The organism is Streptomyces sp. NPDC096136 (assembly GCF_044763325.1).
Classification (GTDB): domain Bacteria; phylum Actinomycetota; class Actinomycetes; order Streptomycetales; family Streptomycetaceae; genus Streptomyces.
Genome location: NZ_JBIWFZ010000004.1, coordinates 297,604 through 322,043, shown reverse-complemented (window position 1 = coordinate 322,043; position 24,440 = coordinate 297,604). Strand labels below are relative to the sequence as shown.

Sequence of the window (24,440 nt, the reverse complement as noted above, 5' to 3'; positions counted from 1 at the left end):
ACCCCGCTGGAGGGGGTGGGGGCACGGACGGAGCGGCCCTCGCCGGGAGCCGGTGGCCCGGGGCGCGGGGCCGTACGCGGTCGGCCGCGCCGGCACCCGGGGGTGCCGGACGGGCGGAGCCGTCGTTACAGCGCGGCTCCGCCGCGCCATCGCATGCCGTTGACCTGACCGGGCTCGGAGCCGATCACGTAGCGCACCCGCCGGCCGTGGACGCGCCGGGCCGGGGCGCGGCAGCCGCGGGGGCGGCAGCCGCGCGCCAGGGGCGCGTGCGCCGTCGGCACGCCGGCCGGGGCGTGGCCCGGGCGGGTGCGGACGGAGGGGCGGGAGGGGGCCATGGGAGGGGTCAGCTCCGGCCGTGGCGCAGGGCGGGGTGGGCTCCGGCGGCGACGAGGTCGGCCACGGCCGCCTTCGGGTCGCGGCCGGTGACCAGGGACTCGCCGACGAGGACGGCGTCGGCGCCCTCGTTGGCGTAGGCGATCAGGTCGTGGGGTCCGCGGATGCCGGACTCGGCGACCTTCACGATGTGGGGCGGGATCTCGCCGACGACGCGCTCGAAGGTGGAGCGGTCGACCTTGAGGTCCTTCAGGTTGCGCGCGTTGACGCCGATGATCTTGGCGCCGGCGGCGACGGCCCGCTCGATCTCCTCCTCGTCGTGGACCTCCACGAGCGGGGTGAGGCCGATGGACTCGGCCCGCTCGATGAGGGAGACGAGGGCCTCCTGGTCCAGCGCCGCCACGATCAGCAGCACGAGGTCGGCGCCGTAGGCGCGGGCCTCCCACAGCTGGTACGCCGTGACGATGAAGTCCTTGCGCAGGATCGGGATGTCGACGCGGGCGCGGACGGCCTCCAGGTCGGCCAGCGAACCGCCGAAACGGCGCTGTTCGGTGAGGACGGAGATGACCGCCGCACCGCCCGCCTCGTAGTCGGCGGCGAGCCCGGCCGGGTCGGCGATCGCGGCCAGCGCGCCCTTGGAGGGGCTGGAGCGCTTGACCTCGCAGATCACCTTGACGCCGTCGCCGCGCAGGGCCGCGACGCCGTCCTTGGCCTGGGGCGCCTTGGCGGCACGCTCCTTGAGCTCGTCGAGGCTCACGCGGGCCTGCCGTTCGGCAAGGTCTTCGCGGACCCCTTCGATGATCTCGTCGAGCACACTCACGCGAGCGGCCCCCTTCCGGGTCGATGACGTTCGGCCGCCTTGCGGACACGTACCACTGCAAGGTCAGCACTCAAATGGTATCCGCAGGTCGCCACGGCCTCCGCACGGACTTCGGCGTTTCCCAGGGACTGGACACTCGGAATATGGGCTTCCTCCAGTCCCCCTGCGGGCCCCCCAAGGGGTCAGGGGGCCAAAGCGGAACCGATCGGTAGGTTCCGGACGATCGTGAAAGCCAGCAGCAGGGAGCCCAGGGCCCACCACCAGACCGGCCTCAGGACGATCCGGGGCGCCGGGCCGCCGCGGAAGGCCCGCACCAGCCACAGCGCCGTGAAGGCCACGAAGACCAGGTAGGCGGCGACGGCCGCGGCGTTGTCCCCGAGGGCCGTGACCAGGTCCCCCCGCGCGAAGGCGTGCGCGCTGCGCAGCCCTCCGCAGCCGGGGCACAGGACGCCCGTCAGCCGGAACAGCGGGCAGACCGGGTAGTGGCCGGGCTCGTTGGGGTCCACGGCGCCCACGTACGCGAAGGCCGCCACGACCCCCGCCAGGGTGAGCACCGGAGCGGACAGGCGGCGCGCCCGGGAGGCCCGCGGGGGGCCCGGGACGGGCGCCGGGCCCGGGCCGTGCGCCGGGCCCGGCAGCGGCGGGGCGGCCGGACCGGGGGGACTGCTGGAGGCGCTGCTGGAGGCTTCCACCCGCTGATTCTCTCCGCTCATGACGAAAGGCGCAGCCCGACCGGGCCGCGCCTTTCGTGCGCCAGGGGTCCGGCTCAGGCCTTCGCGGCGAGCTGGTTGGCGGCGATGACCTCGGCGAGGTCGCGGTAGGCCGGCTTCGGCGCGCCCATGCCCGCGGCCTTCATCGCGAGGCCGACGACACCGCCGAGCGCGACGACGACCATGCCCGCCCAGAACCCGACCGGGTTCGCCATCACCATGAAGGCGCCGGAGATGCAGAAACCGATGAAGGAAATGACGACACCGGTCCAGGCGGCCGGGGTGTGTCCGTGGCTCGTGCCCGCCATGAGTTGCTCCTCGTTGATCTGTCGGGCGTGACGTCTCGCACGCTCGGTGCCATTGTCGCGCACGCGGCGTGCGCGTTCCCCAGCGGGTGGCCCGTCCCGGGGACGGGACGGGCGCGGGAAGCGGTCCCCCGGGGGCGTGCGCCCGCGGCCGGGGTCTCAGCCGGTCGGGTCCTCGCCCCGGTCCAGGGCCTTCCACAGGTCCTCGGGCCGGTCGGGGTCCACCGCCGCGGGCGTACGCCTGCGGGGGCTGCCGTCCCGCTCGTAGCGGCCCCCCATCGCGGGCCAGCTCCGGCCGAAGCGCAGGGCCAGCAGCCCGGCGAGCAGGATCAGGGCCGCGCCCGCGGCCGTGATGTACGGCCAGGCCGTATGGCTGAGCTCCACCACCCGTGCGGCGGTGTCGGCGGTCGCCACGGCGGCCCGCTCGTCCAGCGCCCGGCGGTCGTCGGCGGCGGCCACCGCCGACAGCCCCGCGCCCAGGCCGCTCAGCGCGAGCAGCCCGGAGACCAGCAGGCGGCTCCGGCCCCGTACGGCGAACACGGCCACCAGGGCCGCGAGGCCGACGATGGCCAGGGCCGCCGGCAGGCCGGTCACGGCCCGCCCGTCGGCGGTCAGCGGGAGCGAACCGCCCCCGACGGCGGCGCTGCCCTTGGCCCAGACGCGGCCGGAGGCGAGCAGGACGACGGTGGCGCCGAGCGCGCCGAGCAGCAGGGCGACGGCCACCGTGCGGCGGCCCGCGCCGCTCTCGGGGGCGTCGGCGTTCGGGGACAGGGGTACGGCACTCACGTACCCCACTATCCCCTACGCCCTCAGCCGCGGTGGAGGCGGTTCGCCGCTCCCACCGCCCGGAGCACGGCGGCGGCCTTGTTCCGGCACTCCAGGTCCTCCAGCTCGGGCACCGAATCGGCGACCACGCCCGCCCCGGCCTGGACGTACGCCGTCCCGTCGCGCAGCAGCGCCGTACGGATGGCGATGGCCGTGTCGGAGTCCCCGGCGAAGTCGAGGTAGCCGACGCAGCCGCCGTACAGGCCCCGGCGGGAGGGCTCCAGCTCCTCGATGATCTGCATGGCGCGCGGCTTGGGCGCGCCGGAGAGGGTGCCGGCCGGGAAGCAGGCGGTGAGCACGTCGAAGGCGGTCTTCCCCTCGGCGACCCGCCCGGTGACGGTGGAGACGATGTGCATGACGTGCGAGTACCGCTCGATCGACATGAAGTCGACGACCTCCACCGAGCCCGGCTCGCAGACCCGTCCGAGGTCGTTGCGGCCGAGGTCGACGAGCATCAGGTGCTCGGCGCGCTCCTTGGGGTCGGCCAGCAGCTCCTCGGCGAGGTCGTTGTCCTCCTGCGGGGTGGCGCCGCGGTGCCGGGTGCCGGCGATCGGGTGGACCATGGCCCGCCCGTCCTCGACCTTCACCAGCGCCTCCGGGCTGGACCCGACCACGTCGAAGCCGTTCTCGAAGCGGAAGAGGTACATGTACGGCGACGGGTTGGTGGCCCGCAGGACGCGGTAGACGTCCAGCGCGGACGCCCGGCAGGGGGTCTCGAACCGCTGCGAGGGCACCACCTGGAAGGCCTCTCCGGCCCGGATGCGCTCCTTCACGTCCTCCACCGCGGCCTGGTACTTCTCGCCGCCCCACAGGGCGTCGAAGGGCGGCAGCTCGGACTCGGGCAGCGCGGCGGGCGCGTAGGGGGCGGGACGTGCGAGGTCGGCCTCCATCGCGTCGAGCCGGGCCACGGCGTCCGCGTACGCCTCGTCCACGCCCGTGTCGAGGTCGTTGTGGTTGATCGCGTTGGCGATGAGCTGGACCGTGCCGTCCCAGTGGTCGAGGACCGCCAGGTCGGAGGTGAGCAGCATGGTGAGCTCGGGGAGCTTCAGGTCGTCCTCGGTGTGGTCGCCGATGCGCTCCAGGCGGCGGACGATGTCGTAGCCCAGGTAGCCGACCATGCCGCCGGTGAAGGGGGGCATGCCGCCCGCCAGGTCGCGCGGCGTGTGCAGGGCCTCGACGGTGGCGCGCAGGGCTTCCAGGGGGTCGCCGTCGACGGGGACGCCGACGGGCGGGGTGCCGATCCAGTGGGCCTGCCCGTCCCTGGCGGTGAGGGTGGAGTCGCTGCGCACGCCGACGAAGGAGTAGCGGGACCAGGAGCGGCCGTTCTCGGCGGACTCCAGCAGGAAGGTGCCGGGGCGTTCCGCGGCCAGCTTGCGGTAGAGCCCGACCGGGGTGTCCCCGTCGGCGAGCAGCCGGCGGCTGACGGGGATGACACGGCGGTCGGCCGCGAGCTTGCGGAAGGTCTCGAGATCCATGGGGTGGGACCCTAACTGGCTAGTCGGCGTCGCTGAGCAGGACATCGGCGTCGAAGCAGGTGCGCGCGCCGGTGTGGCAGGCGGCCCCGACCTGGTCGACCTTGACGAGCACGGTGTCGGCGTCGCAGTCGAGGGCGACGGACTTGACGTGCTGGTAGTGGCCGGAGGTGTCGCCCTTGACCCAGTACTCCCGGCGGCTGCGGGACCAGTAGGTGCAGCGGCCGGTGGTGAGGGTGCGGTGCAGGGCCTCGTCGTCCATCCAGCCGAGCATGAGCACCTCGCCGGTGTCGTACTGCTGGGCGATGGCCGGGACCAGGCCGTCGGGGGAGCGCTTGAGGCGGGCGGCGACGGCGGGGTCGAGGGGGGACGTACTCATGGGCCCCATTGTGCCGCGCCGCGGGACCCGTTATGGATCTCCGTCCGCCTGATGGGCAGCCGCGGGGCGGCTTCCGGCCGTAGGCTGGCCGGCATGTCTACCCATGCGAAGCGCGAACGCCTGCTCTTGGCCGATCTGTTGGAGGCCGCCGGGCCGCAGGCCCCGACGCTGTGCGAAGGCTGGACCTGCCGGGAGCTGGCCGCGCACGTGGTGGTCCGCGAGCGCCGGCCGGACGCGGCGGGCGGCCTGGTGCTGAAGGCCCTCAAGGACCGCCTCGACCGGGCGATGGCCGAGTACGCGGCGAAGCCGTACGAGGAGCTCGTCCAGCTGATCCGCACCGGTCCGCCGAAGCTGTCCCTGTACGCGCTCAAGCAGGTCGACGAGGCGGCGAACGCGGTGGAGTTCTACGTGCACGCCGAGGACGTCCGCCGGGCCCAGCCTGACTGGTCGCCCCGGGAGCTGGACCCGGTCTTCTCGGACGCGCTCTGGTCCCGGCTGGAGCGGCTCGCCCGGCTGACCGGCCGCCGCTCGCCGGTGGGCCTGGTGCTGCGCCGCCCGGACGGGCGTACGGCGGTGGCGCGCAAGGGCGTGCCGGTGGTGACGGTGACGGGCGAGCCGGGCGAGCTGACGCTGTTCTGCTTCGGCCGCCAGGCCGCCGCCTCGGTGGACCTGGAGGGCGACCGGGAGGCCGTGTCCCGCCTGACGGTGGCCCAGCTGGGCATCTGAATCCTCGACGCGCCGCCCGCGGGCGGGTCACTGCGCGTGTCCGACCGCCCGGCGGAGCACGGTACCGCCGGGCCGGTGAAAACGGGCATGGCGCCCCCGGGGAAAAGGTTTCCGCACGCCTCCCCGTCCCTACGCTCCGTCACGGATGCCGACCGGTTCGGTGTCGTCCCCGTGGAAGGAACGGAAGCCCCCATGCGTCTTCGCACCACCGCCGCCGCCCTCGCCGGAGCCCTCGCGCTGGTCCTCCCCGCCGGAGCCCAGGCGTTCGCCGACGACGGCAAGGCCCTCAACTACGTGTACGTCGACCAGAGCAACGCCGAGAAGAACGGCCAGATCAAGGACATGGGCGCGGACAAATGCCACGCCCTGCCGTCCGCCGCGTCCAACGTCGTGGAAGCGGTGAACGAGACCGACTCGGTGGCCCTGCTGTTCGCGGAGGAGGAGTGCGGCGGCGAGCCCGTCGCCACGCTCCAGCCGGGCGAGAGCGCCGGTGACTTCCACGCCACCTCCGTGGTCTTCCAGCAGGCGCGCAAGCCGGAGCAGCAGCAGGCGGACAAGCAGCAGAAGCCGGAGCAGGAGCAGCAGGAGCACGACCAGCACGGGCAGCAGGACGGCGCGGACTCCTTCGACGACGTCCGCTAGCCGCCCGGCCGCCCGGCCGGGGGACCCGGGGAGCTCCCCCGCGTCCCCCGGCCGGTGCGGCGGTCAGCGGACCGGGTGGCCCGCCTCGCGCAGGGTCGCCTTGACCTCGGAGATCCGCAGGTCGCCGAAGTGGAACACCGACGCCGCGAGCACCGCGTCGGCGCCCGCCTCGATGGCGGGCGGGAAGTGCTCCAGCCGGCCGGCGCCGCCGGAGGCGATCACCGGGACGGTGACGTGCTTGCGGACGGCGGCGATCATCTCGGTGTCGTAGCCGTCCTTGGTGCCGTCGGCGTCCATGGAGTTCAGCAGGATCTCCCCGGCGCCCAGCTCGGCCGCGCGGTGCGCCCACTCGACGGCGTCGAGGCCGGTCCCCCGGCGGCCGCCGTGGGTGGTGACCTCGAAGGAGCCGGACCCGGTACGGCGGGCGTCGACCGACAGCACCAGCACCTGGCGGCCGAAACGCTCGGCGATCTCCCGGATCAGCTCGGGGCGGGCGATGGCGGCCGTGTTCACGCCCACCTTGTCCGCACCGGCCCGCAGCAGCTTGTCCACGTCCTCGGCGGTGCGCACGCCGCCGCCGACCGTGAGCGGGATGAAGACCTGCTCGGCGGTCCGGCGCACCACGTCGTACGTGGTCTCCCGGTTGCCGGAGGAGGCGGTGATGTCGAGGAAGGTCAGCTCGTCGGCGCCCTCGGCGTCGTACAGCCTGGCCATCTCCACCGGGTCGCCGGCGTCGCGCAGGTTCTGGAAGTTGACGCCCTTCACGACGCGGCCGTTGTCCACGTCCAGGCAGGGGATCACCCGTACGGCGAGGCTCATCGCGCGACCTCCTTGAAGGCCTCGACCTCCACCTCGACGACCATGCCCGGGTCGACGAAGCCATTGACGATGATCATGGAGGCGGCGGGGCGGACGGTGTCGAAGAGGGTCTTGTGGGCGCGGCCCACCTCGTCGACGTCCCGGGCGTGGGTGAGGTACATCCGGGTGCGGACGACGTGCTCGGGGCCCATGCCGGCCTCGGCGAGCGCCTTGAAGGCGACCTCGAAGGCCTTGACCGTCTGGTCGTAGGGGCCGCCCGCGTCGGCCGCGGTGCAGCCGGAGACCAGGACCAGGCCGTTGGGGAGGGCGACGGCGCGGGAGTAGCCGATCACGTCCTCGTAGGGGCCGCCGGAGGAGATCCGGCGTACGTCGGAGGAGCTCATGCGCGGACCGCCTCCAGCGCCTCTTCCAGGGTGAAGGCCTTGGCGTACAGGGCCTTGCCGACGATGGCGCCCTCGACGCCCAGGGGGACGAGCCCGGACAGGGCCCGCAGGTCGTCCAGGGAGGAGACCCCGCCGGAGGCGACGACGGGCCGGTCGGTGGCCGCGCAGACGTTCTTCAGCAGCTCCAGGTTGGGGCCGCTGAGGGTGCCGTCCTTGCCGATGTCGGTGACGACGTAGCGGGCGCAGCCCTCGGAGTCGAGGCGGGCGAGGGTCTCGTAGAGGTCGCCGCCCTCGCTGGTCCAGCCGCGGCCCTTGAGGGTGGTGCCGCGCACGTCCAGGCCGATGGCGATCCGGTCGCCGTGCTCGGCGATGGCCTTGGCGGCCCACTCGGGGGTCTCCAGGGCGGCGGTGCCGAGGTTGACGCGGGTGCAGCCGGTGGCGAGGGCCGCGGCGAGCGATGCGTCGTCGCGGATGCCGCCGGACAGCTCGACCTTGATGTCCATGGCGCGGGTGATCTCGGCGACCAGGGCGCGGTTGTCGCCGGTGCCGAAGGCGGCGTCCAGGTCGACGAGGTGCAGCCACTCGGCGCCGGAGGCCTGCCAGGCGAGGGCCGCCTCCAGCGGGGAGCCGTAGGAGGTCTCGCTGCCGGAGACCCCGTGCACGAGGCGCACGGCCTGGCCGTCGCGGACGTCGACCGCGGGGAGGAGTTCGAGCGTGGGTGCGGTCATCACAGGGTCTCGATCCAGTTGGTGAGGAGCTGGGCGCCGGCGTCGCCGGACTTCTCGGGGTGGAACTGGGTGGCCCACAGGGCCCCGTTCTCCACCGCCGCGACGAAGCGCTCGCCGTGCGTGGCCCAGGTGACCTTGGGGCCCCTGATCCTGGGGTTGGTGACCTCCAGGGTCCAGTCGTGGGCCGCGTAGGAGTGGACGAAGTAGAAGCGGGCGTCGGCGTCCAGGCCGGCGAAGGCCTGGCTGTCGGCGGGCGCCTCGACGGTGTTCCAGCCCATGTGGGGGACGACGGGGGCCTTCAGCGGGCCGACCGTGCCGGGCCACTCGTCCAGGCCCTCGGTCTCCACGCCGTGCTCGATGCCGCGCTCGAAGAGGATCTGCATGCCGACGCAGATGCCCATGACGGGCCGACCGCCGGAGAGCCGGCGCCCGATGATCCAGTCGCCGCGGGCCTCCTTGAGGCCCTGCATGCAGGCGGAGTAGGCGCCCACGCCGGGCACGAGGAGGCCGTCGGCGTCCATGGCCCGGTCGTAGTCGCGGGTGATCTCGACGTCCGCGCCGACGCGCGCGAGGGCGCGCTCGGCGGAGCGGACGTTGCCGAAGCCGTAGTCGAAGACCACGACGTTCTTCGTTGCGCTCATTCCCAAATCCCCTGGATTCGCAGGATCCCCGCGGCCAGGCACATGGCGGAGCCGAGGGCGAGCAGGAGGATCACCGACTTGGGCATCTTCTGCTTCTGGAAGGAGTAGACGCCCCCGGCCAGGAACAGGCCGAGGACGATCAGGACGGTGTTGAGGCCGTTCACGTCTAGAGGGCGCCCTTCGTGGAGGGCAGGATGCCGGCCGCGCGCGGGTCGAACTCGGCGGCGTAGCGCAGGGCGCGGGCCAGGGCCTTGAACTGGCACTCCACGATGTGGTGGGCGTTGCGGCCGTACGGGACGTGGACGTGCAGGGCGATCTGGGCCTGCGCGACGAAGGACTCCAGGATGTGGCGGGTCATCGTCGTGTCGTACTCGCCGATCATCGGCGCCATGTTCTCGGGCTCGGTGTGCACGAGGTAGGGGCGGCCGGAGAGGTCCACGGTGACCTGGGCGAGGGACTCGTCCAGGGGCACGGTGCAGTTGCCGAAACGGTAGATGCCGACCTTGTCGCCGAGGGCCTGCTTGAAGGCGGCGCCCAGCGCGAGGGCGGTGTCCTCGATCGTGTGGTGGCTGTCGATGTGCAGGTCGCCGTCCGTCTTGACCGTGAGGTCGAAGAGGCCGTGGCGGCCGAGCTGGTCGAGCATGTGGTCGTAGAAGCCGACGCCCGTCGAGACGTCGACCTGCCCGGTGCCGTCGAGGTTTATCTCGACGAGGACCGAGGTCTCCTTCGTGGTGCGCTCGACCCGTCCGATGCGGCTCATGCCTGCTGCTCCTTCTTCAGTGCGCGAACCGCTTCCAGGAACGCGTCGTTCTCGGCCGGGGTGCCCGCGGTGACCCGCAGCCGGCCCGGTACGCCGTTGTCCCGGACCAGGACGCCCTGGTCGAGGATCTTCTGCCAAGCGGTGTGGGAGTCCTCGAACTTCCCGAACTGGATGAAGTTCGCGTCGGACTCCGTGACCTCGTAGCCGAGGGCCCGCAGCTCCTCGACGAGGCGGTCCCGCTCGGACTTGAGCTGCTCGACGTAGCCGAGCAGGGTGTCGGTGTGCTCCAGGGCGGCCAGGGCGGTCGCCTGGGTGACGGCGGACAGGTGGTAGGGCAGGCGCACCAGCTGGACGGCGTCGACCACGGCGGGGTGCGCGGCCAGGTAGCCCAGGCGCAGGCCGGCGGCGCCGAAGGCCTTGGACATGGTCCGGGAGACCACCAGGTGGGGGCGGCCCTCGATCAGCGGGAGGAGGGAGTCGCGGTGGCTGAACTCGACGTACGCCTCGTCCACGACCACCAGGGACGGCTTGGCCGCCTGGGCGGCCTCGTAGAGGGCGAGGACCGTCTCCGCCCCGACCGCGGTCCCCGTGGGGTTGTTGGGCGAGGTGATGAAGACGACGTCGGGGGCGTTCTCCGCGATGGCCTGCTCGGCGGCCTCCACGTCGATGGTGAAGTCCTCCCGGCGGGGGCCGGAGATCCAGCCGGTGCCGGTGCCGCGGGCGATCAGGGCGTGCATCGAGTACGAGGGCTCGAAGCCGATCGCCGTGCGCCCCGGGCCGCCGAAGGTCTGGAGCAGCTGCTGGAGGACCTCGTTGGAGCCGTTGGCGGCCCAGACGTTCTCCATGGCCACCGGGTGCCTGCCGGTGCGGGTGAGGTACGCGGCCAGCTCGGTGCGCAGCTCGACCGCGTCCCGGTCGGGGTAGCGGTTGAGGGTGCGGGCGGCCTCGGCGACGCGCTCGGCGATGCGGCGCACCAGGGGCTCGGGGAGCGCGTAGGGGTTCTCGTTGGTGTTCAGCTGGACGGGGACGTCCAGCTGGGGGGCGCCGTAGGGGGTCTTGCCGCGGAGCTCGTCGCGGATGGGCAGGTCGTCGATGCCGAGGGTGCTCACTGGTTCGGCACCTTCCATCCGAAGCGGGCCTTCAGGGCGGCGCCGTGCGCGGGCAGGTCCTCGGCCTCGGCGAGGGTGACCACGTGGTGGGTGACCTCGGCGAGCGCGTCGCGGGTGTAGTCGACGATGTGGATGCCGCGCAGGAAGGACTGCACGGACAGGCCGGAGGAGTGGCAGGCGCAGCCGCCGGTGGGCAGGACGTGGTTGGAGCCGGCGCAGTAGTCGCCGAGGGAGACGGGCGCCCAGGGGCCGACGAAGACCGCGCCGGCGTTGCGGACGCGGGCGGCCCACGCCGCGGCGTCGGCGGTCTGGATCTCCAGGTGCTCGGCGCCGTAGGCGTCGACGACCTTGAGGCCGGCTTCCAGGTCGTCGACCAGGACGATCGCGGACTGCTTGCCGGCGAGGGCCGGCTTGATCCGGTCCTCGACGTGCTTGGTGGCCGCGACCTGGGGTTCCAGCTCCTCCTCGACGGCGTCCGCGAGCTCGGCGGAGTCGGTGACGAGCACGGCGGCGGCCATCGGGTCGTGCTCGGCCTGGCTGATCAGGTCGGCGGCGACGTGCACCGGATCGGCCGTGGAGTCGGCGAGGACGGCGATCTCGGTCGGGCCGGCCTCGGTGTCGATGCCGATCTTCCCGGTGAAGTAGCGCTTGGCGGCGGCGACCCAGATGTTGCCGGGGCCGGTGACCATGTTCGCGGGGGCGCACTCGTCGGTGCCGTACGCGAACATCGCGACGGCCTGGGCGCCGCCGGCCGCGTACACCTCGTCCACGCCGAGCAGTGCGCAGGCGGCGAGGATGGTGGGGTGCGGCAGGCCGCCGAACTCCCTCTGCGGAGGGGAGGCGAGCGCGATGGACTCGACGCCGGCCTCCTGGGCGGGGACGACGTTCATGACGACGGACGAGGGGTACACGGAGCGGCCGCCGGGCGCGTACAGGCCGACGCGCTCGACCGGAACCCACTTCTCGGTCACGGTTCCGCCGGGGACCACCTGGGTGGTGTGCTCGGTGCGCCGCTGGTTGCGGTGGACGATCCGGGCGCGCCGGATGGACTCCTCCAGGGCGGCGCGGACGGCCGGGTCCAGCTGTTCCAGGGCGGCCGTGAGGGCCTGCGCGGGTACCCGGACCTGCGTGAGCTCGACGCCGTCGAACTTCCGCGCGTACTCGATCAACGCCGCCGTGCCACGATGATGGACGTCCTCGCAGATGGGCCGCACCTTCTCCAGGGCGGCTTCCACGTCGAACTCGGCACGGGGCAGCAGATCGCGCAGGGCGCCACCCTCGGGGAGGGCGTCACCGCGCAGGTCGATACGAGAGATCACCCCCCAATTCTCTCAGACCGGCTCCCACCACCGTCCGCCCGTATCACTGGCTGATACACGCCCCGGACGTCACCGCCTCCCTCTAGCGTTCCCCTACACGGAGATGACGGCGGGGGGCTGCCATGGCGGACACGCAGGCACGGGTGCACGCGGACGGGCGTCCGGACGACCTCACGGAGCCCGAGCGGCGCATGTGGGAGACCTTCCGGGCGGGCACGGTCTGCGATCTGAGCGCCCGCTCGGCCGAACGGGACGACCCGCACGAGGGGCCGCCCTGGGGCCCCGAGCGGCGGGTCCGGGCGGCGGTGGTGGCCCACCTGCTGCTCGCCGGGCCCGCGCCGGTGCCCGGCCGGGTCGGCTGCCTGAAGCTGCGCGGCGCGCAGATCACCGGCCGGCTGGACCTGTCCGGCGGCACGGTCGCCCCGTACGTGGAGATCCGCTCCTGCCGCTTCGACCAGGAGGTCCAGCTGTCGGAGACCCGCTTCGGCACCCTGCGGCTCGACAACTGCGCGGTCCCGCGTCTGGAGGCGGCCCGGCTGCACACCGAGGGCGACCTGCACCTGGCGCGCTGCCGGGTGGCGCGGGGGATCCGGCTGACCGACGCGCAGATCGGCACCGACCTGCTGCTCGGCGGCTCCGTCGTGCAGCGGGACGGGCGGGGGCGGGCGATCGCCGCCGACGGGCTGGTGGTCGCGCAGGACCTGCAGGCCGATCTGCTGGAGACGAACGGCGAGGTCAGCCTGCGCGGGGCCCGGGTCGGCGCCTCGATGAGCCTGCGCGGGGCCCGGCTGCGCAACCCGTACGGCCGGCGCGCCCTGAACGCCCCCACCCTCACGGTCGAGCGCACCCTCTACCTGACCTCCGCCGCCCTGGGGCCCGCGACCGGGGACCCGTCGCGCCCGTACGACTGGAGCGCGACCCCCACGCGGGGCGTCCCGACGCGGCCGTTCGAGTGCCGGGGCGGGCTGCGGCTCGACGACGGCCGCTTCGGGGACTCCGTCGACTTCCACTCCGCCCGCTTCGAGCTCCGACCGGAGCAGGAGGTCGCGCTGCGGCGGATCCAGACGCCGGAGCTGCGCTTCGTCGGGGAGGCGCCGGAGCAGGGCCGGGTGGTGCTGTCCGGGGCGAAGGTGGTGCGGCTGGTGGACCGCTCGACGAGCTGGCCCGGTCCGGGCCGGCTGTCCATGGAGGGCTTCGTCTACGAGACCCTCGCGCCCCGGGGGCACTTCCCGCTGGCGCGGCGCCTGGAATGGGCCGCCGCGGCCGGCCCGGACTACTCGCCGGAGCCGTACGAGCGGCTGGCCGCCGTCCTGAGGGCCCGCGGGGAGGACGCGGACGCCCGCGAGGTGCTGCTGGCCAGGGAGCGCCGGCGGCGGGCCACGCTGTCGCCCGCCGGGCGGGCGTGGGGGTACCTCCAGGACTGGACGGTGCTCTACGGGTACCGGCCGGGGCGGGCGGCGCTGTGGATGGCGGTCCTGTGGGCGGCGGGCACCCTGCTGTTCCTGCGGCACCGCCCGGAGCCGCTCAAGGCGGACGAGCACCCGGCCTGGAACGCGGCCCTGTACGCCCTCGACCTCCTGCTGCCGGTGATCGACCTGGGCCAGGAGGGCCAGTGGAAGGCGCAGGGGGTCTGGCAGTGGGCGTCGGCGGCGCTGGTCCTGCTGGGGTGGATCCTGGCCACGACGGCGGCCGCGGGCGCGTCGCGGCTGCTGCGGCGGGGGTGACGGCCCGGCCTCCGCGGCCACTACCCTGTGGGTCGTGACCACCGTTCGCCTGCCCCTCTTCCCACTGAACTCGGTACTGTTCCCGGGCCTCGTGCTGCCGCTGAACGTCTTCGAGGAGCGGTATCGCGCCATGATGCGCGAGCTGCTGAAGCTCGGTGAGGACGAGCCGCGCCGGTTCGCCGTCGTGGCGATCCGCGACGGCCGGGAGGTGGCGCCGACCGCGCCCGGGCTGCCCGACCCGACGGCCCTGCCCGAGAAGGGCCCGGCGGCGGGCTTCGGCGCCGACCCGATCCAGGCGTTCCACCGGGTGGGCTGCATCGCGGACGCGGCGACGATCCGGGAGCGGGAGGACGGCAGCTTCGAGGTCCTGGCCACGGGTACGACGCGGGTGCGGCTGCTGTCGGTCGACGCGTCGGGGCCCTTCCTCGTCGCCGAGCTGGAGGAGCTCGCGGAGGACGCCGGGGAGGGTGCGGGCGCCCTGTCCGAGGGGGTGCTGCGGGCCTTCCGCAGCTACCAGAAGCGGCTGGCGGGGGCGCGGGAGCGGTCCCTGGCGGCGGCGCCGGACCTGCCGGACGAGCCGTCGGTGGTGTCGTACCTGGTGGCGGCCGCGGCCGTGCTGGACATCCCGGCGAAGCAGCGCCTCCTCCAGGCGCCGGACACCGCGACGCGGCTGGCGGAGGAGCTGAAGCTGCTCCGTACCGAGACGGCGGTGATCCGCCACCTCCCGTCCCTTCCCGCGGTGGACCTGACCCGCGCCCCGACGAGCCCGAACTGAGGCCATGGCGAAGAAGAAGCAGCAGACGGCCGGTACCCCCGCCATCACGGCGCTGACGGCGTCCGGCGTCGCGTTCACCACCCACGCCTACGAGCACGACCCGTCGCACCCCTCCTACGGCGAGGAGGCCGCCGAGGCCCTGGGCGTGTCGCCGGAGCAGGTCTTCAAGACCCTGGTCGCGGAGGTCGACGGGGCGCTGACGGTGGCGGTGGTCCCGGTGTCGGGGTCCCTGGACCTGAAGGCGCTGGCGGCCGCGGTGGGCGGGAAGCGGGCGGCGATGGCCGACCCGGCCCTGGCCGAGCGCACCACGGGGTACGTCCGGGGCGGCATCTCTCCGCTGGGGCAGCGCAAGCGGCTGCCGACGGTCCTCGACGCCACCGCCTCCGGCCACGCCACCATCTGCGTCTCGGCGGGCCGCCGGGGCCTGGAGGTCGAGCTGGCCCCGTCGTCCCTGGCGACCCTCACGGGTGCGGTACTCGCCCCGATCGCCCGCGCCTAGCGCCCCGGGAACGAGGAGGGGCGGGGCGGGGAGCGGAACGGCCCTCAGCCCTGCGGCGGCTTGGAGTCCGCGTGGACGTGGGGCGGGGGGTACGTGCCCTCCCAGGGGGAGGGGACGGGGTCCCGGGGGCCGAAGGCGGCCGTCAGGCACAGGTGGGTCAGGGTGGCGGCCATCGGCCAGCCCAGCAGCACCCCGTACGCCAGCAGCTGGAGCGGCGCGTCGAACGGCACCCCCTCGCCGGCCTTGGCCGCCGCGACGGCCACGTCGGTGCCCGGCCCGAGCCAGAGTCCCATCCGCCATCCCAGCAGGGCGGCGAAGCACGAGCCGACGGTGAGGCCGATCACGAGCGCGACGCCCCCGCGCCGCCGCCACAGGAAGACCGCGAGCCCGCTCAGCGCGCCCAGGCCGAGCGACAGCAGGAAGAAGGTGCCGTCGGCGCCGATCCGGCCCTCGCCCTCGGTGTTCTTCAGGAAGACGGCCTGGCCGTGGGCGACGTACTGGACGCGCGGCGCGAGCCATACCCACAGCAGTGCGAGGAGCGCGCCGGAGGCGCCCACCAGCAGGGTGATGGCGGCCCCGTCGCGGACGTCCGCCGGGGTGACGGCGGGCTCCTGGTCGGGGAGGCCGGCGGGCGGCGGAGGCGGCGGCATCGGGGTCACGGCTTCGGTCACCCCCACATCGTGCCAGGTCTTGTAAAGGAGGGACCGCCCGGCCGTGGTGTCAGCGGACCGCCGCCCGCCGGTACGCCCAGGTGGCGACGGCGAGGGAGAGGACGCCCACCGCGGCGCACACGCCGAGGTCGGCGAGGACCGCGGCCCAGTCCGGGTGCGGGGCGAAGGTCCGGGCGAAGGCCTCCACCCCGTACGTGGAGGGCAGCAGGTCGCGCGCCCAGACGACGACCCCGGGCATCCGCTCGGCGGGCAGCACCCCGAGCAGCAGCGCCGCGGACATGCCCAGCTGTCCGGCCAGGGTGGCCAGCTCCTGCCGGGGTGCCAGCAGGCCCAGGGCCGCGCCGAGCCCGGCCAGCGCGGCCCCGGCCAGCGGCACCACCGCGGCCAGGATCCACAGCCCGCCCAGGGGCAGCCCGAAGAGCACGCACCCGAAGACGGCGGTCACCAGGGTCCCCGGCAGGGTGAAGGAGGCGTACGCGGCGGCCGCGCCCAGCACCACGGAGGCGGGCGGGACCGGCAGGGTGGCGTAGTGGTCGAGTCCGCCGCCGGCCCGGAGCTGGCCGAAGTACTGGGCCAGGAGGTTGAGGGCGACGAAGGCGACGACCAGGACCGAGGAGCCGGCGACGACCGCCCGCGCCTCGGAGCCGCCGTCGACCACGCCCCGCATCAGGACCATGATCCCGACGGACTGGAAGGTGGCCACGAAGAGCAGCGGGATGCGCGACACCCGCGCCCGGGACAGCTGGGCGCGGTAGACGGCCGCGAGGGCGGGGAGCAGCCGCGCCCGGGGGCCCAGGGCGGCGGGGGCGGGGGCGGCAGCGGCGGTCACGACTTGACCAGACCCTTCATCCGACCGCCCAGCGCGAGGTACACGTCCTCCAGGCTCGGCGTGGCCAACGTGAAATCGTCGAGGGCGGCGAAGGCCTTGCCGCCGGTCACGGCGGCGACGGCGGCGCGGGCCTCGTCCTGGCCGAGCCGCAGCACCCAGCGGCGTCCGGACTCGGCGGCCAGCGGGGCCAGCGCGGCGACCTCGGGCACCTCCAGCGGGGCGGCGGTGCGCCACACCAGCTCCAGGCGGACCTCGTCGGAGACCCGGGCCTTGAGGCCGGCCGGGGTGTCGCAGGCGATGACCCTGCCCTGGTCGATGACGGCGACCCGGTCGAGGACCGTCTCCGCCTCGATGACGTTGTGGGTGACCAGCAGCACGGTGGTGCCGGTGCGGTCGCGGCGCCGGTCGACGGCGGCCCAGACGGCGCGCCGGGCGACCGGGTCCATGCCGGTGGTGGGTTCGTCGAGGACGAGCAGCGGCCGCTCCCCCACCAGCGCGGCGGCGAAGCAGGCGAGGCGCCGCTGGCCGCCGGAGAGCTTCTTCAGGGGGCGCCCGGCGATCCCGGTCAGGTCGAGCTCCTCCAGGACCTCGTCCCGTGCGGCCCGGGCGGCGCGGGTGTCGAGGCCGCGCAGCCGGCCGGTGGTCTCGGCGGCCAGCGCGACGGTGAGCTCGTCGAGGGCGGTGGACTCCTGGCCCAGGTAGGCCAGGAGGCGCGAGGCCCGCTCGGGGTGGCGGACGATGTCGTGGCCCAGCAGGGTGACGGAGCCGGCGTCGGGGCGCAGCAGCCCGGTCAGCTGGCGGACCAGGGTGGACTTGCCGGCGCCGTTGGGGCCGAGGAGTCCGAAGATCTCGCCGCGCCGGACTTCCAGGGAGATCCCGTCGGTGGCCCGGGTCTCGGGCAGGGCGGGCGCGCCGCGCCGGCCGCGTACGGCGGGGTACGTCTTGACGAGGTCACGCACCGCGCAGACCACCCCGGAAACCGCCCCTGCGGCCTCTGCCGTGGTGTGCCCTGCCTGTGCTGTGCCCGTACTCACGAGGGAGCAGCCTACGCGGCTTCCGCCCCTACTCGGCCGCCGGGGTCATCGGCGCCACGGATACGGAGGCGCCCGCTCCGCCCACGTGCTCGGCCGCGGCGCGCACGTCGATCTCCCTCCAGAACCCGGCGCGGATGGCGTAGCGGTCGTGCTCGTCGATCTGGTCGTCCTTGTGCGCGAGGAGCCCGAAGCGGGCGGCGTAGCGCAGCAGCTCCCCGTCGATGCGGTGCGGGACGCGCGGGTACATGGTGGCGAGCTTCTGCAGGTGGACGGCTTCCGGGAGGCGTTCCATCCAGCGGCGGGCGAAGACCTGTCCGACCTCGAACGGGTCGCCGCCGACGGTGGTGATGTCCTCCTCGCGGTCGGCCCAGCGCTGTTCGGCGCTGGTGAGCTGGGCCAGGGTGGGCAGGGAGGCGGTCTCGGCGGGTTCGCCCAGCGGGCCGGGGCGGTCGATCCAGCCCTTGTCGGAGGACCAGCGCAGGGCGCTGCCGGCCGGACTGGCGGTGGGGTGGGCGTGGGCGGCGTGCCCCTGGCCGGGGGCGCGCAGGGCGGCGAGGTCCTTGGGGGTGGGAACGGAGGGCTTGGGTCCCTCGCCGGCGGGTGCCGGGACGGCCGGGGCTCCGGTCGCGGAGGGTGCGGGGGCGGGCGGGGCGCCGTTGCGGGCGGCCTCGGCGAGCGCGGCCTCGGGCAGCGGGGCGGAGAGGATCGCGGCGATCTCGGGGCGCGGGGCGGGCGGCGGGGGGCAGAGTCCGGCGAGGTCCCGGGCGCGGACGGCGCGGGTGATCCAGGCGCGGTCGAGGACGCGGCGCTCGTCGGCCTCGGCGACGAGGTCCTCGGACTGGTTGTAGTCCCCGTCGGCGGCCTGGACGGCCCACAGGTGGACGGCGACGCCGTGTTCCTTGGCGGACATCAGCCCGGGCAGCAGGTCGCCGTCGCCGGTGACGAGGACGACGTCGGAGCAGGCGCGGTTGCGGGCGAGTTCGGTGAGCTCGGCGTGCATGGCGGCGTCGACGCCCTTCTGGGCCCAGCGGCCGTCGCTGCGGGTCAGGGCGCCCAGGCGGACGGTGACGCGGGGCATGACGCGCAGCCGGCGGTGCTCGGGCTGGGGCACCCGGTCGGGGGCGCCGTCGAACCAGTAGATCCGCAGGAGGGGCTGCTGGGTGTCGGCCTCGGCGCGCTCGCGCAGGCCCTGGATGAGGGCGGAGTGGTCGACGGTGATGCGGGAGCGCGAGGGTTCACCCGCCAGGAGGCTCGCGGCGGCGCCCAGCAGGTATCCGGCATCCACCAGGACGACGCAGCGGTCCACGCGTTCCACCCTCTTCCGTGGGGGTCCTCGACAGGTTTTCCCCGAGTCTGCCCGACCGCAAGGGCGTTGACGGCCGGAACTGGATCACCGGCGTGGCGTATCTCCCGGGAAGCCCCGCGGGAGGGGCCACTACGCACGGCAATGATCCAAAATGCGCGCTTTGTTGCGGTGTGTGAGGGTGAAGGCGGCCCTGGCCCCTACACCCCCCACGGAGGCATCCCATGGCCAAGAACAAGAACCAGAAGCAGCCGGCGAAGCAGCAGCCGCGCTCGGGCGGGCAGGACATGCCGAAGGGCTCGACGGAGACCTCGGACGACCGCCCGTCGCAGTCGCCCAGTCCGCTGGACATGGCGCACAAGAGCAAGTCGAAGCGCTTCGGCCACAACTGACGCCTCCGCGCGAACGGTGACAGCGGAAGGGGGCCCGCCCCGGCAGTGCCGGGGCGGGCCCCCTTCCCGTGCGTGCGGCGGGCTCTTCGCCCGTCCGGGCTAGCCGGCCAGGCAGGAGGGGCCGAGCAGCACCTTGAGGTCGCCGAAGAGGGCCGGGTCGGGCTGGACCCGGTGCCGGTCGAGGCGCAGCACGGTGGTGGTGCGCGGTCCCTGGAGCTTGATCCGCACCTCGGTGTTGCCCTTGTGGTGGCGCAGGATCTCGCCCAGTCGGGTGACCATCGGCGGGGTGACCTTGACGGTGGGGATGGTGAGGACGACGGGGGCGTTGGTGCCGGCGGAGGAGAGGTCGGGGACCATCATCTCCATCGCGACCAGGCGGGGGACGTCCTCGCGCTTGTCGAGGCGGCCCTTGACGAAGACCACGGTGTCCTCGACCAGCTGGGTGGAGACGAGCTGGTAGGTGGCCGGGAAGAACATGCACTCGATGGAGCCGGCGAGGTCCTCGACGGTGGCGATGGCCCAGGCGTTGCCCTGCTTGGTCATCTTGCGCTGGAGGCCGGAGATGATGCCGCCGATGGTGACGACGGCGCCGTCGGAGTGCTCTCCGCCGGTGAGCTGGGAGATGCCGGCGTCCGTCTTGTCGGAGAGGACGTGCTCCAGGCCGAAGAGCGGGTGGTCGGAGACGTAGAGGCCGAGCATCTCGCGCTCCTGGGCGAGCAGGTAGGACTTCTCCCACTCGACGTCCGAGAACTCCACGTCGAGGCCGAACCCGGGCTCGCTGCTCTCCTCGTCACCCATTCCGCCGAAGAGGTCGAACTGTCCCTCGGCCTCCTTGCGCTTGACCGCGACCACGTTGTCGATCATCGATTCGTGGTGGGCGACCAGGCCCTTGCGGGTGTGGCCCATCTCGTCGTAGGCGCCGGCCTTGATCAGCGACTCGATGGTGCGCTTGTTGCAGACGACGGCCTCGACCTTGTCGAGGAAGTCGGGGAAGGAGGAGTACTTCCCCTTGGACTTCCTGGTCTTGATGATCGAGTCGACGACGTTCTGGCCGACGTTGCGGACGGCGGTCAGGCCGAAGAGGATCACGTCGTCGCCCTGGGCGGCGAAGTTGGACTCGGACTCGTTGACGTTCGGCGGGAGCACCTTGATGCCCATGCGCCGGCACTCGTTGAGGTAGATCGCGGACTTGTCCTTGTCGTCCTTGACCGAGGTGAGCAGGCCCGCCATGTACTCGGCGGGGTAGTTCGCCTTGAGGTAGGCGGTCCAGTAGGAGACCAGGCCGTACGCGGCCGAGTGGGCCTTGTTGAAGGCGTAGCCGGCGAAGGGGACCAGGACGTCCCAGAGGGCCTGGATGGCCTGGTCGGTGTAGCCGTTCTTGCGGGCGCCCTCCTGGAAGATCGTGAAGTTCTTCGCGAGCTCCTCGGGCTTCTTCTTGCCCATGACGCGGCGCAGGATGTCGGCCTCGCCGAGCGAGTAGCCGGCGATGATCTGGGCGGCCTTCTGGACCTGCTCCTGGTAGACGATCAGGCCGTAGGTGACCGCGAGCACCTCTTCGAGCGGCTTCTCCAGATCCGGGTGGATCGGGGTGATCTCCTGCTGCTTGTTCTTGCGCAGGGCGTAGTTCGTGTGCGAGTTCATGCCCATCGGGCCCGGGCGGTAGAGCGCGGACACGGCGGAGATGTCTTCGAAGTTGTCGGGCTTCATCAGGCGCAGCAGGGAGCGCATGGGGCCGCCGTCGAACTGGAAGACGCCGAGGGTGTCGCCGCGGCCGAGGAGCTCGAAGGTCTTGGGGTCGTCGAGCGGGAGGGCCAGGAGGTCGATGTCGATCCCCTTGTTGGCCTTCACCATCTTGACGGCGTCGTCCATGATCGTGAGGTTGCGCAGGCCGAGGAAGTCCATCTTCAGCAGGCCGAGCGACTCGCAGCTCGGGTAGTCCCACTGGGTGATGGTCACCTGGTCCGTGTGCCGGACCCAGACGGGCACGTGGTCGGTGATCGTCTCGCTGGACATGATCACGCCGGCGGCGTGCACGCCCATCTGGCGGACCAGGCCCTCGACGCCGCGGGCGGTGTCGATGACCTTCTTCACGTCGGGCTCGTTCTCGTACATCCCGCGGATCTCGCCGGCCTCGCCGTAGCGGGGGTGCGAGGGGTCGAGGATGCCGGAGAGCGGGATGCCCTTGCCGAGGACGTCGGCGGGCATGGCCTTGGTGAGGCGGTCGCCCATGGCGTACGGGTAGCCGAGGACGCGGGCGGAGTCCTTGATCGCGTTCTTGGCCTTGATGGTGCCGTAGGTGCCGATCATGGCGACCTTGTCCTGGCCGTACTTCTCCGTGACGTACCGGATCACCTCGACGCGCCGACGCTCGTCGAAGTCGATGTCGACGTCGGGCATGGAGACGCGCTCGGGGTTCAGGAAGCGCTCGAAGATCAGGCCGTGGGTGAGCGGGTCGAGGTCGGTGATGCCCATGGCGTACGCGACGATCGAGCCGGCCGCGGAGCCTCGGCCGGGGCCGACCGCGATGCCCTGGTTCTTGGCCCACATGATGAAGTCGGCGACCACGAGGAAGTAGCCGGGGAAGCCCATCGAGATGATCGTGTCCATCTCGTACTCGGCCTGCTTCATCCGGTCGTCCGGGATGCCTCCGGGGTAGCGGCGGTGCATGCCGCGCATGGTCTCCTCGCGGAACCAGCTGACCTCGGTGTGGCCCTCGGGGATGTCGAACTTCGGCATGAGGTTGCGGAACTTGAACATGCCCTCGGTGTCGACCTGCTCCGCCACCAGCCTGGTGTTGGCGCAGCCCTCCTGCCAGGCGTCCGAGGAGTCGATGGCGTACATCTCGTCCGTGGACTTCAGGTAGTAGCCGGAGCCGTCGAAGCGGAAGCGGTCCGGGTCGGAGAGGTTCTTGCCGGTCTGGATGCAGAGCAGGGCGTCGTGGGCGCCGGCCTCGTGGGCGTACGTGTAGTGGGAGTCGTTCGTGACCAGCGGCGGGATGCCGAGCTTCTTGCCGATCTCCAGCAGCCCGTCGCGGACCCGGCGCTCGATCTCGATGCCGTGGTCCATCAGCTCCAGGAAGTAGCGGCCCTCTCCGAAGATGTCCTTGTAGTCCGAGGCCGCCTTGACCGCCTCGTCGAACTGGCCCAGGCGCAGTCGCGTCTGCACCTCGCCGGAGGGGCAGCCGGTGGAGGCGATCAGGCCCTCCGACCACTGGGCGATGGTCTCCTTGTCCATGCGGGGCCACTTGGTCAGCCAGCCCTCGGCGTAGGCGTCGGAGGACAGCCGGAAGAGGTTGTGCAGGCCGGTGCTGTTCGCCGCCCAGATCGTCTTGTGCGTGTAACCGCCGGAACCGGAGACGTCGTCCCGCTTCTGGTGCGGCTGGCCCCACTGGATGCGCCGCTTGTTGCGTCGGGACTCGGGCGCGACATACGCCTCGATACCGATGATCGGGGTGATCCCGGCCTTCTGGGCGGAGTGGAAGAAATCGTACGCGCCGTGAAGGTTTCCGTGGTCGGACATCGCGATGTGCGACATGCCCATTTCATTGCAGGCGGCGAACATGTCCTTCAGCCGAGCGGCACCGTCCAGCAGCGAGTACTGGGTGTGGACGTGCAGGTGCGTGAACGGCGTCTTGGACACGGTGGGGGCCTCCGGAGGAGAGAGGGGCGGCAGCTATGAATCCTACGTCCCACGAGTGACAGATCCGGGGCACGGAGCGATACGGTCGGGCGTTGCAGAACCAGGAACACACGTCCGACGTCCAGTCGGTCAGAACCCGTACCACCCCGTGCACCAGGAGGCATCCGCCATGGCGGTTCCCGAGACGACCGACGAGCAGCGCGCCGAGCAGATACTCGATGTGTTCGACACCGCTTTCGGTGAGCTGCTCGCCGCCGACCCCTCGGCCTTCCAGGTCAAGTTCCGGAAGATGGCGGCCTCGGCCTTCGCCTTCTACCGGGGCACGGCCTGCCTCTTCTACGCCGACCTGGAGCGCGACCGCCACGGCGGCCCCTTCCTGGACGAGCGCACCGGCCGGGTCTGGATCCACGGCGACCTCCACGCCGAGAACTTCGGCACGTACATGGACTCCAACGGCCGGCTGGTCTTCAACGTCAACGACTTCGACGAGGCCTACGTCGGCCCCTTCACCTGGGACCTCAAGCGCTTCGCCGCCTCCGTCGCCCTGATCGGCTACACCAAGGCGCTCAGCGACGAGCAGATCAGCTCCCTGGTGCGGACCTACGCGGCCGCCTACCGCGAGCGCATCCACCAGCTGGCGACGGGCGCCAAGAACGAGGAGGTCCCCTCCTTCACCCTGGACACCGCCGAGGGCCCCCTGCTGGGCGCCCTGCGCGACGCCCGCGCGCGCACCCGCTTCGCCCTGCTGGACTCGATGACCGAGATCCGCGACCACGAGCGCCGCTTCTCCGAGGGCGGCGGGGCCATCGAGCTGGACGCGGCCACCCGCTACAAGGTGCTGGCCGCCTTCGACGGGTACCTGGAGACCCTCCCGGAGGAGTCCCTCGTGCGCCCGGACTCCTACCGGGTCAAGGACGTGGTGGGCCGCCGGGGCGTCGGCATCGGCTCGGCCGGGCTCCCCTCGTACAACATCCTGCTGGAGGGGCACAGCGACGCCCTGGAGAACGACGTCGTGATCTACCTCAAGCAGGCGCAGACCCCGGCCGTCTCCCGGCACGTCACCGACCGGGCGGTGCGCGAGTACTTCCAGCACGAGGGGCACCGCACGGTGATCTCCCAGCGGGCCCTCCAGGCGCACGCCGACCCGTGGCTGGGCTGGACCGAGCTGGACGGGGCCGGGCAGCTGGTCGCGGAGGTCTCCCCGTACGCGGTGGACCTGGACTGGTCGGACCTGGACGACCCGGAGGAGATCGCGGCCGTGGTCGCGGACCTCGGCCGGGCCACGGCCACCATGCACGCCTCGGCCGACGAGGCGGAGAGCGGCCAGTCCCTGGTCCCCTTCTCCACCGAGCGCGCCATCGACGCGGCGATCGCCGCCGACGAGGAGGGCTTCCCGAAGCTCCTGGTCGACTTCGCCCACGCCTACGGGGCCCGGGCGCGCGCCGACCACCAGATCTTCGTGGACCTCTTCCGCAACGGCCGGATCATGCCGTAGGCCCTGCGGGGCCGGGACCCGGTGCGGGGGCCGTGCACCGGCCGGATCGGGGGGCGGGATCCGGCCGACAGGGCACCCCGTCCCCGCGCCCTCACAGGAACCCATGAC

At 73.0% G+C, this 24,440-nt stretch carries 27 protein-coding genes; 7 read left to right on the top strand and 20 right to left on the bottom strand.

Features of this window, described 5'->3' with window-relative positions:
* Nucleotides 1-125 precede the first annotated feature (125 nt).
* The 7 genes from trpM to hisI form a co-directional block, all read right to left on the bottom strand.
* Nucleotides 126-335 (bottom strand): tryptophan biosynthesis modulator TrpM, encoded by a 210-nt coding sequence (gene trpM / locus ACIRBY_RS10675; RefSeq protein ID WP_366451385.1) that lies wholly within the window; start codon nt 333-335, stop codon nt 126-128.
* Nucleotides 336-343: 8 nt separating this feature from the next.
* The gene (trpC, locus tag ACIRBY_RS10670; protein WP_045950211.1) at nt 344-1,153 is read right to left on the bottom strand and encodes an indole-3-glycerol phosphate synthase TrpC; all 810 of its coding nucleotides are present in this window, start codon (nt 1,151-1,153) and stop codon (nt 344-346) included.
* 182 nt (nt 1,154-1,335) lie between these two features.
* The gene (locus ACIRBY_RS10665; RefSeq protein WP_403899004.1) at nt 1,336-1,866 is read right to left on the bottom strand and encodes a DUF2752 domain-containing protein; all 531 of its coding nucleotides are present in this window, start codon (nt 1,864-1,866) and stop codon (nt 1,336-1,338) included.
* 53 nt (nt 1,867-1,919) lie between these two features.
* A complete protein-coding gene (locus ACIRBY_RS10660; protein WP_403899001.1) occupies nt 1,920-2,171 on the bottom strand; it encodes an HGxxPAAW family protein in 252 nt (83 codons plus the stop codon).
* A 156-nt stretch (nt 2,172-2,327) separates the two neighbouring features.
* Nucleotides 2,328-2,963 carry a TIGR02234 family membrane protein gene (locus ACIRBY_RS10655; RefSeq protein WP_403898998.1) on the bottom strand — a complete coding sequence of 212 codons (636 nt, stop codon included), beginning with the start codon at nt 2,961-2,963 and terminating at the stop codon, nt 2,328-2,330.
* Nucleotides 2,964-2,977: 14 nt separating this feature from the next.
* Nucleotides 2,978-4,468, bottom strand: a complete 1,491-nt coding sequence (locus ACIRBY_RS10650) for an anthranilate synthase component I (protein WP_403898994.1) — start codon at nt 4,466-4,468, stop codon at nt 2,978-2,980.
* Nucleotides 4,469-4,487: 19 nt separating this feature from the next.
* A complete protein-coding gene (hisI, locus tag ACIRBY_RS10645) occupies nt 4,488-4,853 on the bottom strand; it encodes a phosphoribosyl-AMP cyclohydrolase (RefSeq protein ID WP_042818641.1) in 366 nt (121 codons plus the stop codon).
* 84 nt (nt 4,854-4,937) lie between these two features.
* On the opposite strand from hisI, the gene ACIRBY_RS10640 reads away from it, so the two are divergent.
* Together ACIRBY_RS10640 and ACIRBY_RS10635 are read left to right on the top strand one after the other, a co-directional pair.
* Complete coding sequence (locus tag ACIRBY_RS10640) at nt 4,938-5,570, top strand: TIGR03085 family metal-binding protein (RefSeq protein WP_403898990.1); 633 nt, start codon at nt 4,938-4,940, stop codon at nt 5,568-5,570.
* A 192-nt stretch (nt 5,571-5,762) separates the two neighbouring features.
* A complete protein-coding gene (locus ACIRBY_RS10635; protein WP_403898987.1) occupies nt 5,763-6,212 on the top strand; it encodes a hypothetical protein in 450 nt (149 codons plus the stop codon).
* 63 nt (nt 6,213-6,275) lie between these two features.
* Here the strand turns inward: ACIRBY_RS10635 and hisF are convergent, their stop codons facing one another.
* Genes hisF through hisD form a run of 8 tightly spaced genes read right to left on the bottom strand, consistent with a single transcriptional unit; the run spans nt 6,276 to nt 11,971 of the window.
* The gene (hisF, locus tag ACIRBY_RS10630) at nt 6,276-7,031 is read right to left on the bottom strand and encodes an imidazole glycerol phosphate synthase subunit HisF (protein WP_042818645.1); all 756 of its coding nucleotides are present in this window, start codon (nt 7,029-7,031) and stop codon (nt 6,276-6,278) included.
* Complete coding sequence (locus tag ACIRBY_RS10625) at nt 7,028-7,414, bottom strand: RidA family protein (RefSeq protein ID WP_403898983.1); 387 nt, start codon at nt 7,412-7,414, stop codon at nt 7,028-7,030. The genes hisF and ACIRBY_RS10625 overlap by 4 nt, the downstream gene beginning before the upstream one ends.
* Nucleotides 7,411-8,142, bottom strand: coding sequence for a bifunctional 1-(5-phosphoribosyl)-5-((5-phosphoribosylamino)methylideneamino)imidazole-4-carboxamide isomerase/phosphoribosylanthranilate isomerase PriA (gene priA / locus ACIRBY_RS10620; RefSeq protein ID WP_403898980.1), 732 nt, complete (start codon nt 8,140-8,142; stop codon nt 7,411-7,413). The genes ACIRBY_RS10625 and priA overlap by 4 nt, the downstream gene beginning before the upstream one ends.
* Complete coding sequence (gene hisH / locus ACIRBY_RS10615; protein WP_403898977.1) at nt 8,142-8,783, bottom strand: imidazole glycerol phosphate synthase subunit HisH; 642 nt, start codon at nt 8,781-8,783, stop codon at nt 8,142-8,144. The genes priA and hisH overlap by 1 nt, the downstream gene beginning before the upstream one ends.
* On the bottom strand, nt 8,780-8,947 hold the full coding sequence (locus tag ACIRBY_RS10610; RefSeq protein WP_403898975.1) for a hypothetical protein: 168 nt from the start codon (nt 8,945-8,947) through the stop codon (nt 8,780-8,782). The genes hisH and ACIRBY_RS10610 overlap by 4 nt, the downstream gene beginning before the upstream one ends.
* Nucleotides 8,948-8,949: 2 nt before the next feature.
* Complete coding sequence (gene hisB / locus ACIRBY_RS10605; protein ID WP_403898972.1) at nt 8,950-9,543, bottom strand: imidazoleglycerol-phosphate dehydratase HisB; 594 nt, start codon at nt 9,541-9,543, stop codon at nt 8,950-8,952.
* Nucleotides 9,540-10,652: a histidinol-phosphate transaminase gene (locus tag ACIRBY_RS10600; RefSeq protein ID WP_403898969.1), complete on the bottom strand. Its 1,113-nt coding sequence runs from the start codon at nt 10,650-10,652 to the stop codon at nt 9,540-9,542. Before ACIRBY_RS10600 ends, hisB begins: the two co-directional genes overlap by 4 nt.
* Nucleotides 10,649-11,971: a histidinol dehydrogenase gene (hisD, locus tag ACIRBY_RS10595; protein ID WP_403898966.1), complete on the bottom strand. Its 1,323-nt coding sequence runs from the start codon at nt 11,969-11,971 to the stop codon at nt 10,649-10,651. The genes ACIRBY_RS10600 and hisD overlap by 4 nt, the downstream gene beginning before the upstream one ends.
* A 122-nt stretch (nt 11,972-12,093) precedes the next feature.
* On the opposite strand from hisD, the gene ACIRBY_RS10590 reads away from it, so the two are divergent.
* From ACIRBY_RS10590 to ybaK, 3 genes are read left to right on the top strand one after another with little or no spacing between them, the layout of a single operon-like run.
* Nucleotides 12,094-13,695: an oxidoreductase gene (locus ACIRBY_RS10590; RefSeq protein ID WP_403898963.1), complete on the top strand. Its 1,602-nt coding sequence runs from the start codon at nt 12,094-12,096 to the stop codon at nt 13,693-13,695.
* Between the two features lie 34 nt (nt 13,696-13,729).
* Entirely contained in the window at nt 13,730-14,470 is a 741-nt protein-coding gene (locus ACIRBY_RS10585) for an LON peptidase substrate-binding domain-containing protein (RefSeq protein ID WP_403898960.1), read from the top strand.
* Between the two features lie 4 nt (nt 14,471-14,474).
* Nucleotides 14,475-14,969: a Cys-tRNA(Pro) deacylase gene (gene ybaK / locus ACIRBY_RS10580; protein WP_403898957.1), complete on the top strand. Its 495-nt coding sequence runs from the start codon at nt 14,475-14,477 to the stop codon at nt 14,967-14,969.
* 44 nt (nt 14,970-15,013) lie between these two features.
* Here ybaK and ACIRBY_RS10575 read toward each other — a convergent pair whose 3' ends face one another.
* Genes ACIRBY_RS10575 through ACIRBY_RS10560 form a run of 4 tightly spaced genes read right to left on the bottom strand, consistent with a single transcriptional unit; the run spans nt 15,014 to nt 18,818 of the window.
* On the bottom strand, nt 15,014-15,640 hold the full coding sequence (locus ACIRBY_RS10575; protein ID WP_403898954.1) for a hypothetical protein: 627 nt from the start codon (nt 15,638-15,640) through the stop codon (nt 15,014-15,016).
* Between the two features lie 49 nt (nt 15,641-15,689).
* On the bottom strand, nt 15,690-16,469 hold the full coding sequence (locus ACIRBY_RS10570) for an ABC transporter permease (RefSeq protein WP_403898950.1): 780 nt from the start codon (nt 16,467-16,469) through the stop codon (nt 15,690-15,692).
* Entirely contained in the window at nt 16,466-17,503 is a 1,038-nt protein-coding gene (locus ACIRBY_RS10565; RefSeq protein WP_403898947.1) for an ABC transporter ATP-binding protein, read from the bottom strand. Before ACIRBY_RS10565 ends, ACIRBY_RS10570 begins: the two co-directional genes overlap by 4 nt.
* Before the next feature lie 28 nt (nt 17,504-17,531).
* A complete protein-coding gene (locus ACIRBY_RS10560; protein ID WP_403898944.1) occupies nt 17,532-18,818 on the bottom strand; it encodes an NYN domain-containing protein in 1,287 nt (428 codons plus the stop codon).
* 212 nt (nt 18,819-19,030) lie between these two features.
* On the opposite strand from ACIRBY_RS10560, the gene ACIRBY_RS10555 reads away from it, so the two are divergent.
* On the top strand, nt 19,031-19,198 hold the full coding sequence (locus ACIRBY_RS10555) for a hypothetical protein (protein ID WP_366451407.1): 168 nt from the start codon (nt 19,031-19,033) through the stop codon (nt 19,196-19,198).
* Nucleotides 19,199-19,297: 99 nt separating this feature from the next.
* Here the strand turns inward: ACIRBY_RS10555 and dnaE are convergent, their stop codons facing one another.
* The gene (gene dnaE / locus ACIRBY_RS10550; RefSeq protein WP_403898940.1) at nt 19,298-22,837 is read right to left on the bottom strand and encodes a DNA polymerase III subunit alpha; all 3,540 of its coding nucleotides are present in this window, start codon (nt 22,835-22,837) and stop codon (nt 19,298-19,300) included.
* A 169-nt stretch (nt 22,838-23,006) separates the two neighbouring features.
* On the opposite strand from dnaE, the gene ACIRBY_RS10545 reads away from it, so the two are divergent.
* The gene (locus ACIRBY_RS10545; RefSeq protein ID WP_403898937.1) at nt 23,007-24,332 is read left to right on the top strand and encodes a DUF2252 domain-containing protein; all 1,326 of its coding nucleotides are present in this window, start codon (nt 23,007-23,009) and stop codon (nt 24,330-24,332) included.
* Nucleotides 24,333-24,440 lie beyond the last annotated feature (108 nt).

What these genes read in the sequence shown, in the direction of transcription:
- hisH (WP_403898977.1), bottom strand. Translation starts at nt 8,783, where the DNA reads ATGAGCGCAACGAAGAACGTCGTGGTCTTCGACTACGGCTTCGGCAAC.
- ACIRBY_RS10590 (WP_403898963.1), top strand. Translation starts at nt 12,094, where the DNA reads ATGGCGGACACGCAGGCACGGGTGCACGCGGACGGGCGTCCGGACGAC.
- ACIRBY_RS10665 (WP_403899004.1), bottom strand. Translation starts at nt 1,866, where the DNA reads ATGAGCGGAGAGAATCAGCGGGTGGAAGCCTCCAGCAGCGCCTCCAGC.
- ACIRBY_RS10545 (WP_403898937.1), top strand. Translation starts at nt 23,007, where the DNA reads ATGGCGGTTCCCGAGACGACCGACGAGCAGCGCGCCGAGCAGATACTC.
- ACIRBY_RS10640 (WP_403898990.1), top strand. Translation starts at nt 4,938, where the DNA reads ATGTCTACCCATGCGAAGCGCGAACGCCTGCTCTTGGCCGATCTGTTG.
- hisI (WP_042818641.1), bottom strand. Translation starts at nt 4,853, where the DNA reads ATGGGGCCCATGAGTACGTCCCCCCTCGACCCCGCCGTCGCCGCCCGC.
- ACIRBY_RS10660 (WP_403899001.1), bottom strand. Translation starts at nt 2,171, where the DNA reads ATGGCGGGCACGAGCCACGGACACACCCCGGCCGCCTGGACCGGTGTC.
- ACIRBY_RS10555 (WP_366451407.1), top strand. Translation starts at nt 19,031, where the DNA reads ATGGCCAAGAACAAGAACCAGAAGCAGCCGGCGAAGCAGCAGCCGCGC.
- hisB (WP_403898972.1), bottom strand. Translation starts at nt 9,543, where the DNA reads ATGAGCCGCATCGGACGGGTCGAGCGCACCACGAAGGAGACCTCGGTC.
- ybaK (WP_403898957.1), top strand. Translation starts at nt 14,475, where the DNA reads ATGGCGAAGAAGAAGCAGCAGACGGCCGGTACCCCCGCCATCACGGCG.
- hisF (WP_042818645.1), bottom strand. Translation starts at nt 7,031, where the DNA reads ATGAGCCTCGCCGTACGGGTGATCCCCTGCCTGGACGTGGACAACGGC.
- priA (WP_403898980.1), bottom strand. Translation starts at nt 8,142, where the DNA reads ATGACCGCACCCACGCTCGAACTCCTCCCCGCGGTCGACGTCCGCGAC.
- ACIRBY_RS10650 (WP_403898994.1), bottom strand. Translation starts at nt 4,468, where the DNA reads ATGGATCTCGAGACCTTCCGCAAGCTCGCGGCCGACCGCCGTGTCATC.
- ACIRBY_RS10635 (WP_403898987.1), top strand. Translation starts at nt 5,763, where the DNA reads ATGCGTCTTCGCACCACCGCCGCCGCCCTCGCCGGAGCCCTCGCGCTG.
- trpM (WP_366451385.1), bottom strand. Translation starts at nt 335, where the DNA reads ATGGCCCCCTCCCGCCCCTCCGTCCGCACCCGCCCGGGCCACGCCCCG.
- ACIRBY_RS10625 (WP_403898983.1), bottom strand. Translation starts at nt 7,414, where the DNA reads ATGAGCTCCTCCGACGTACGCCGGATCTCCTCCGGCGGCCCCTACGAG.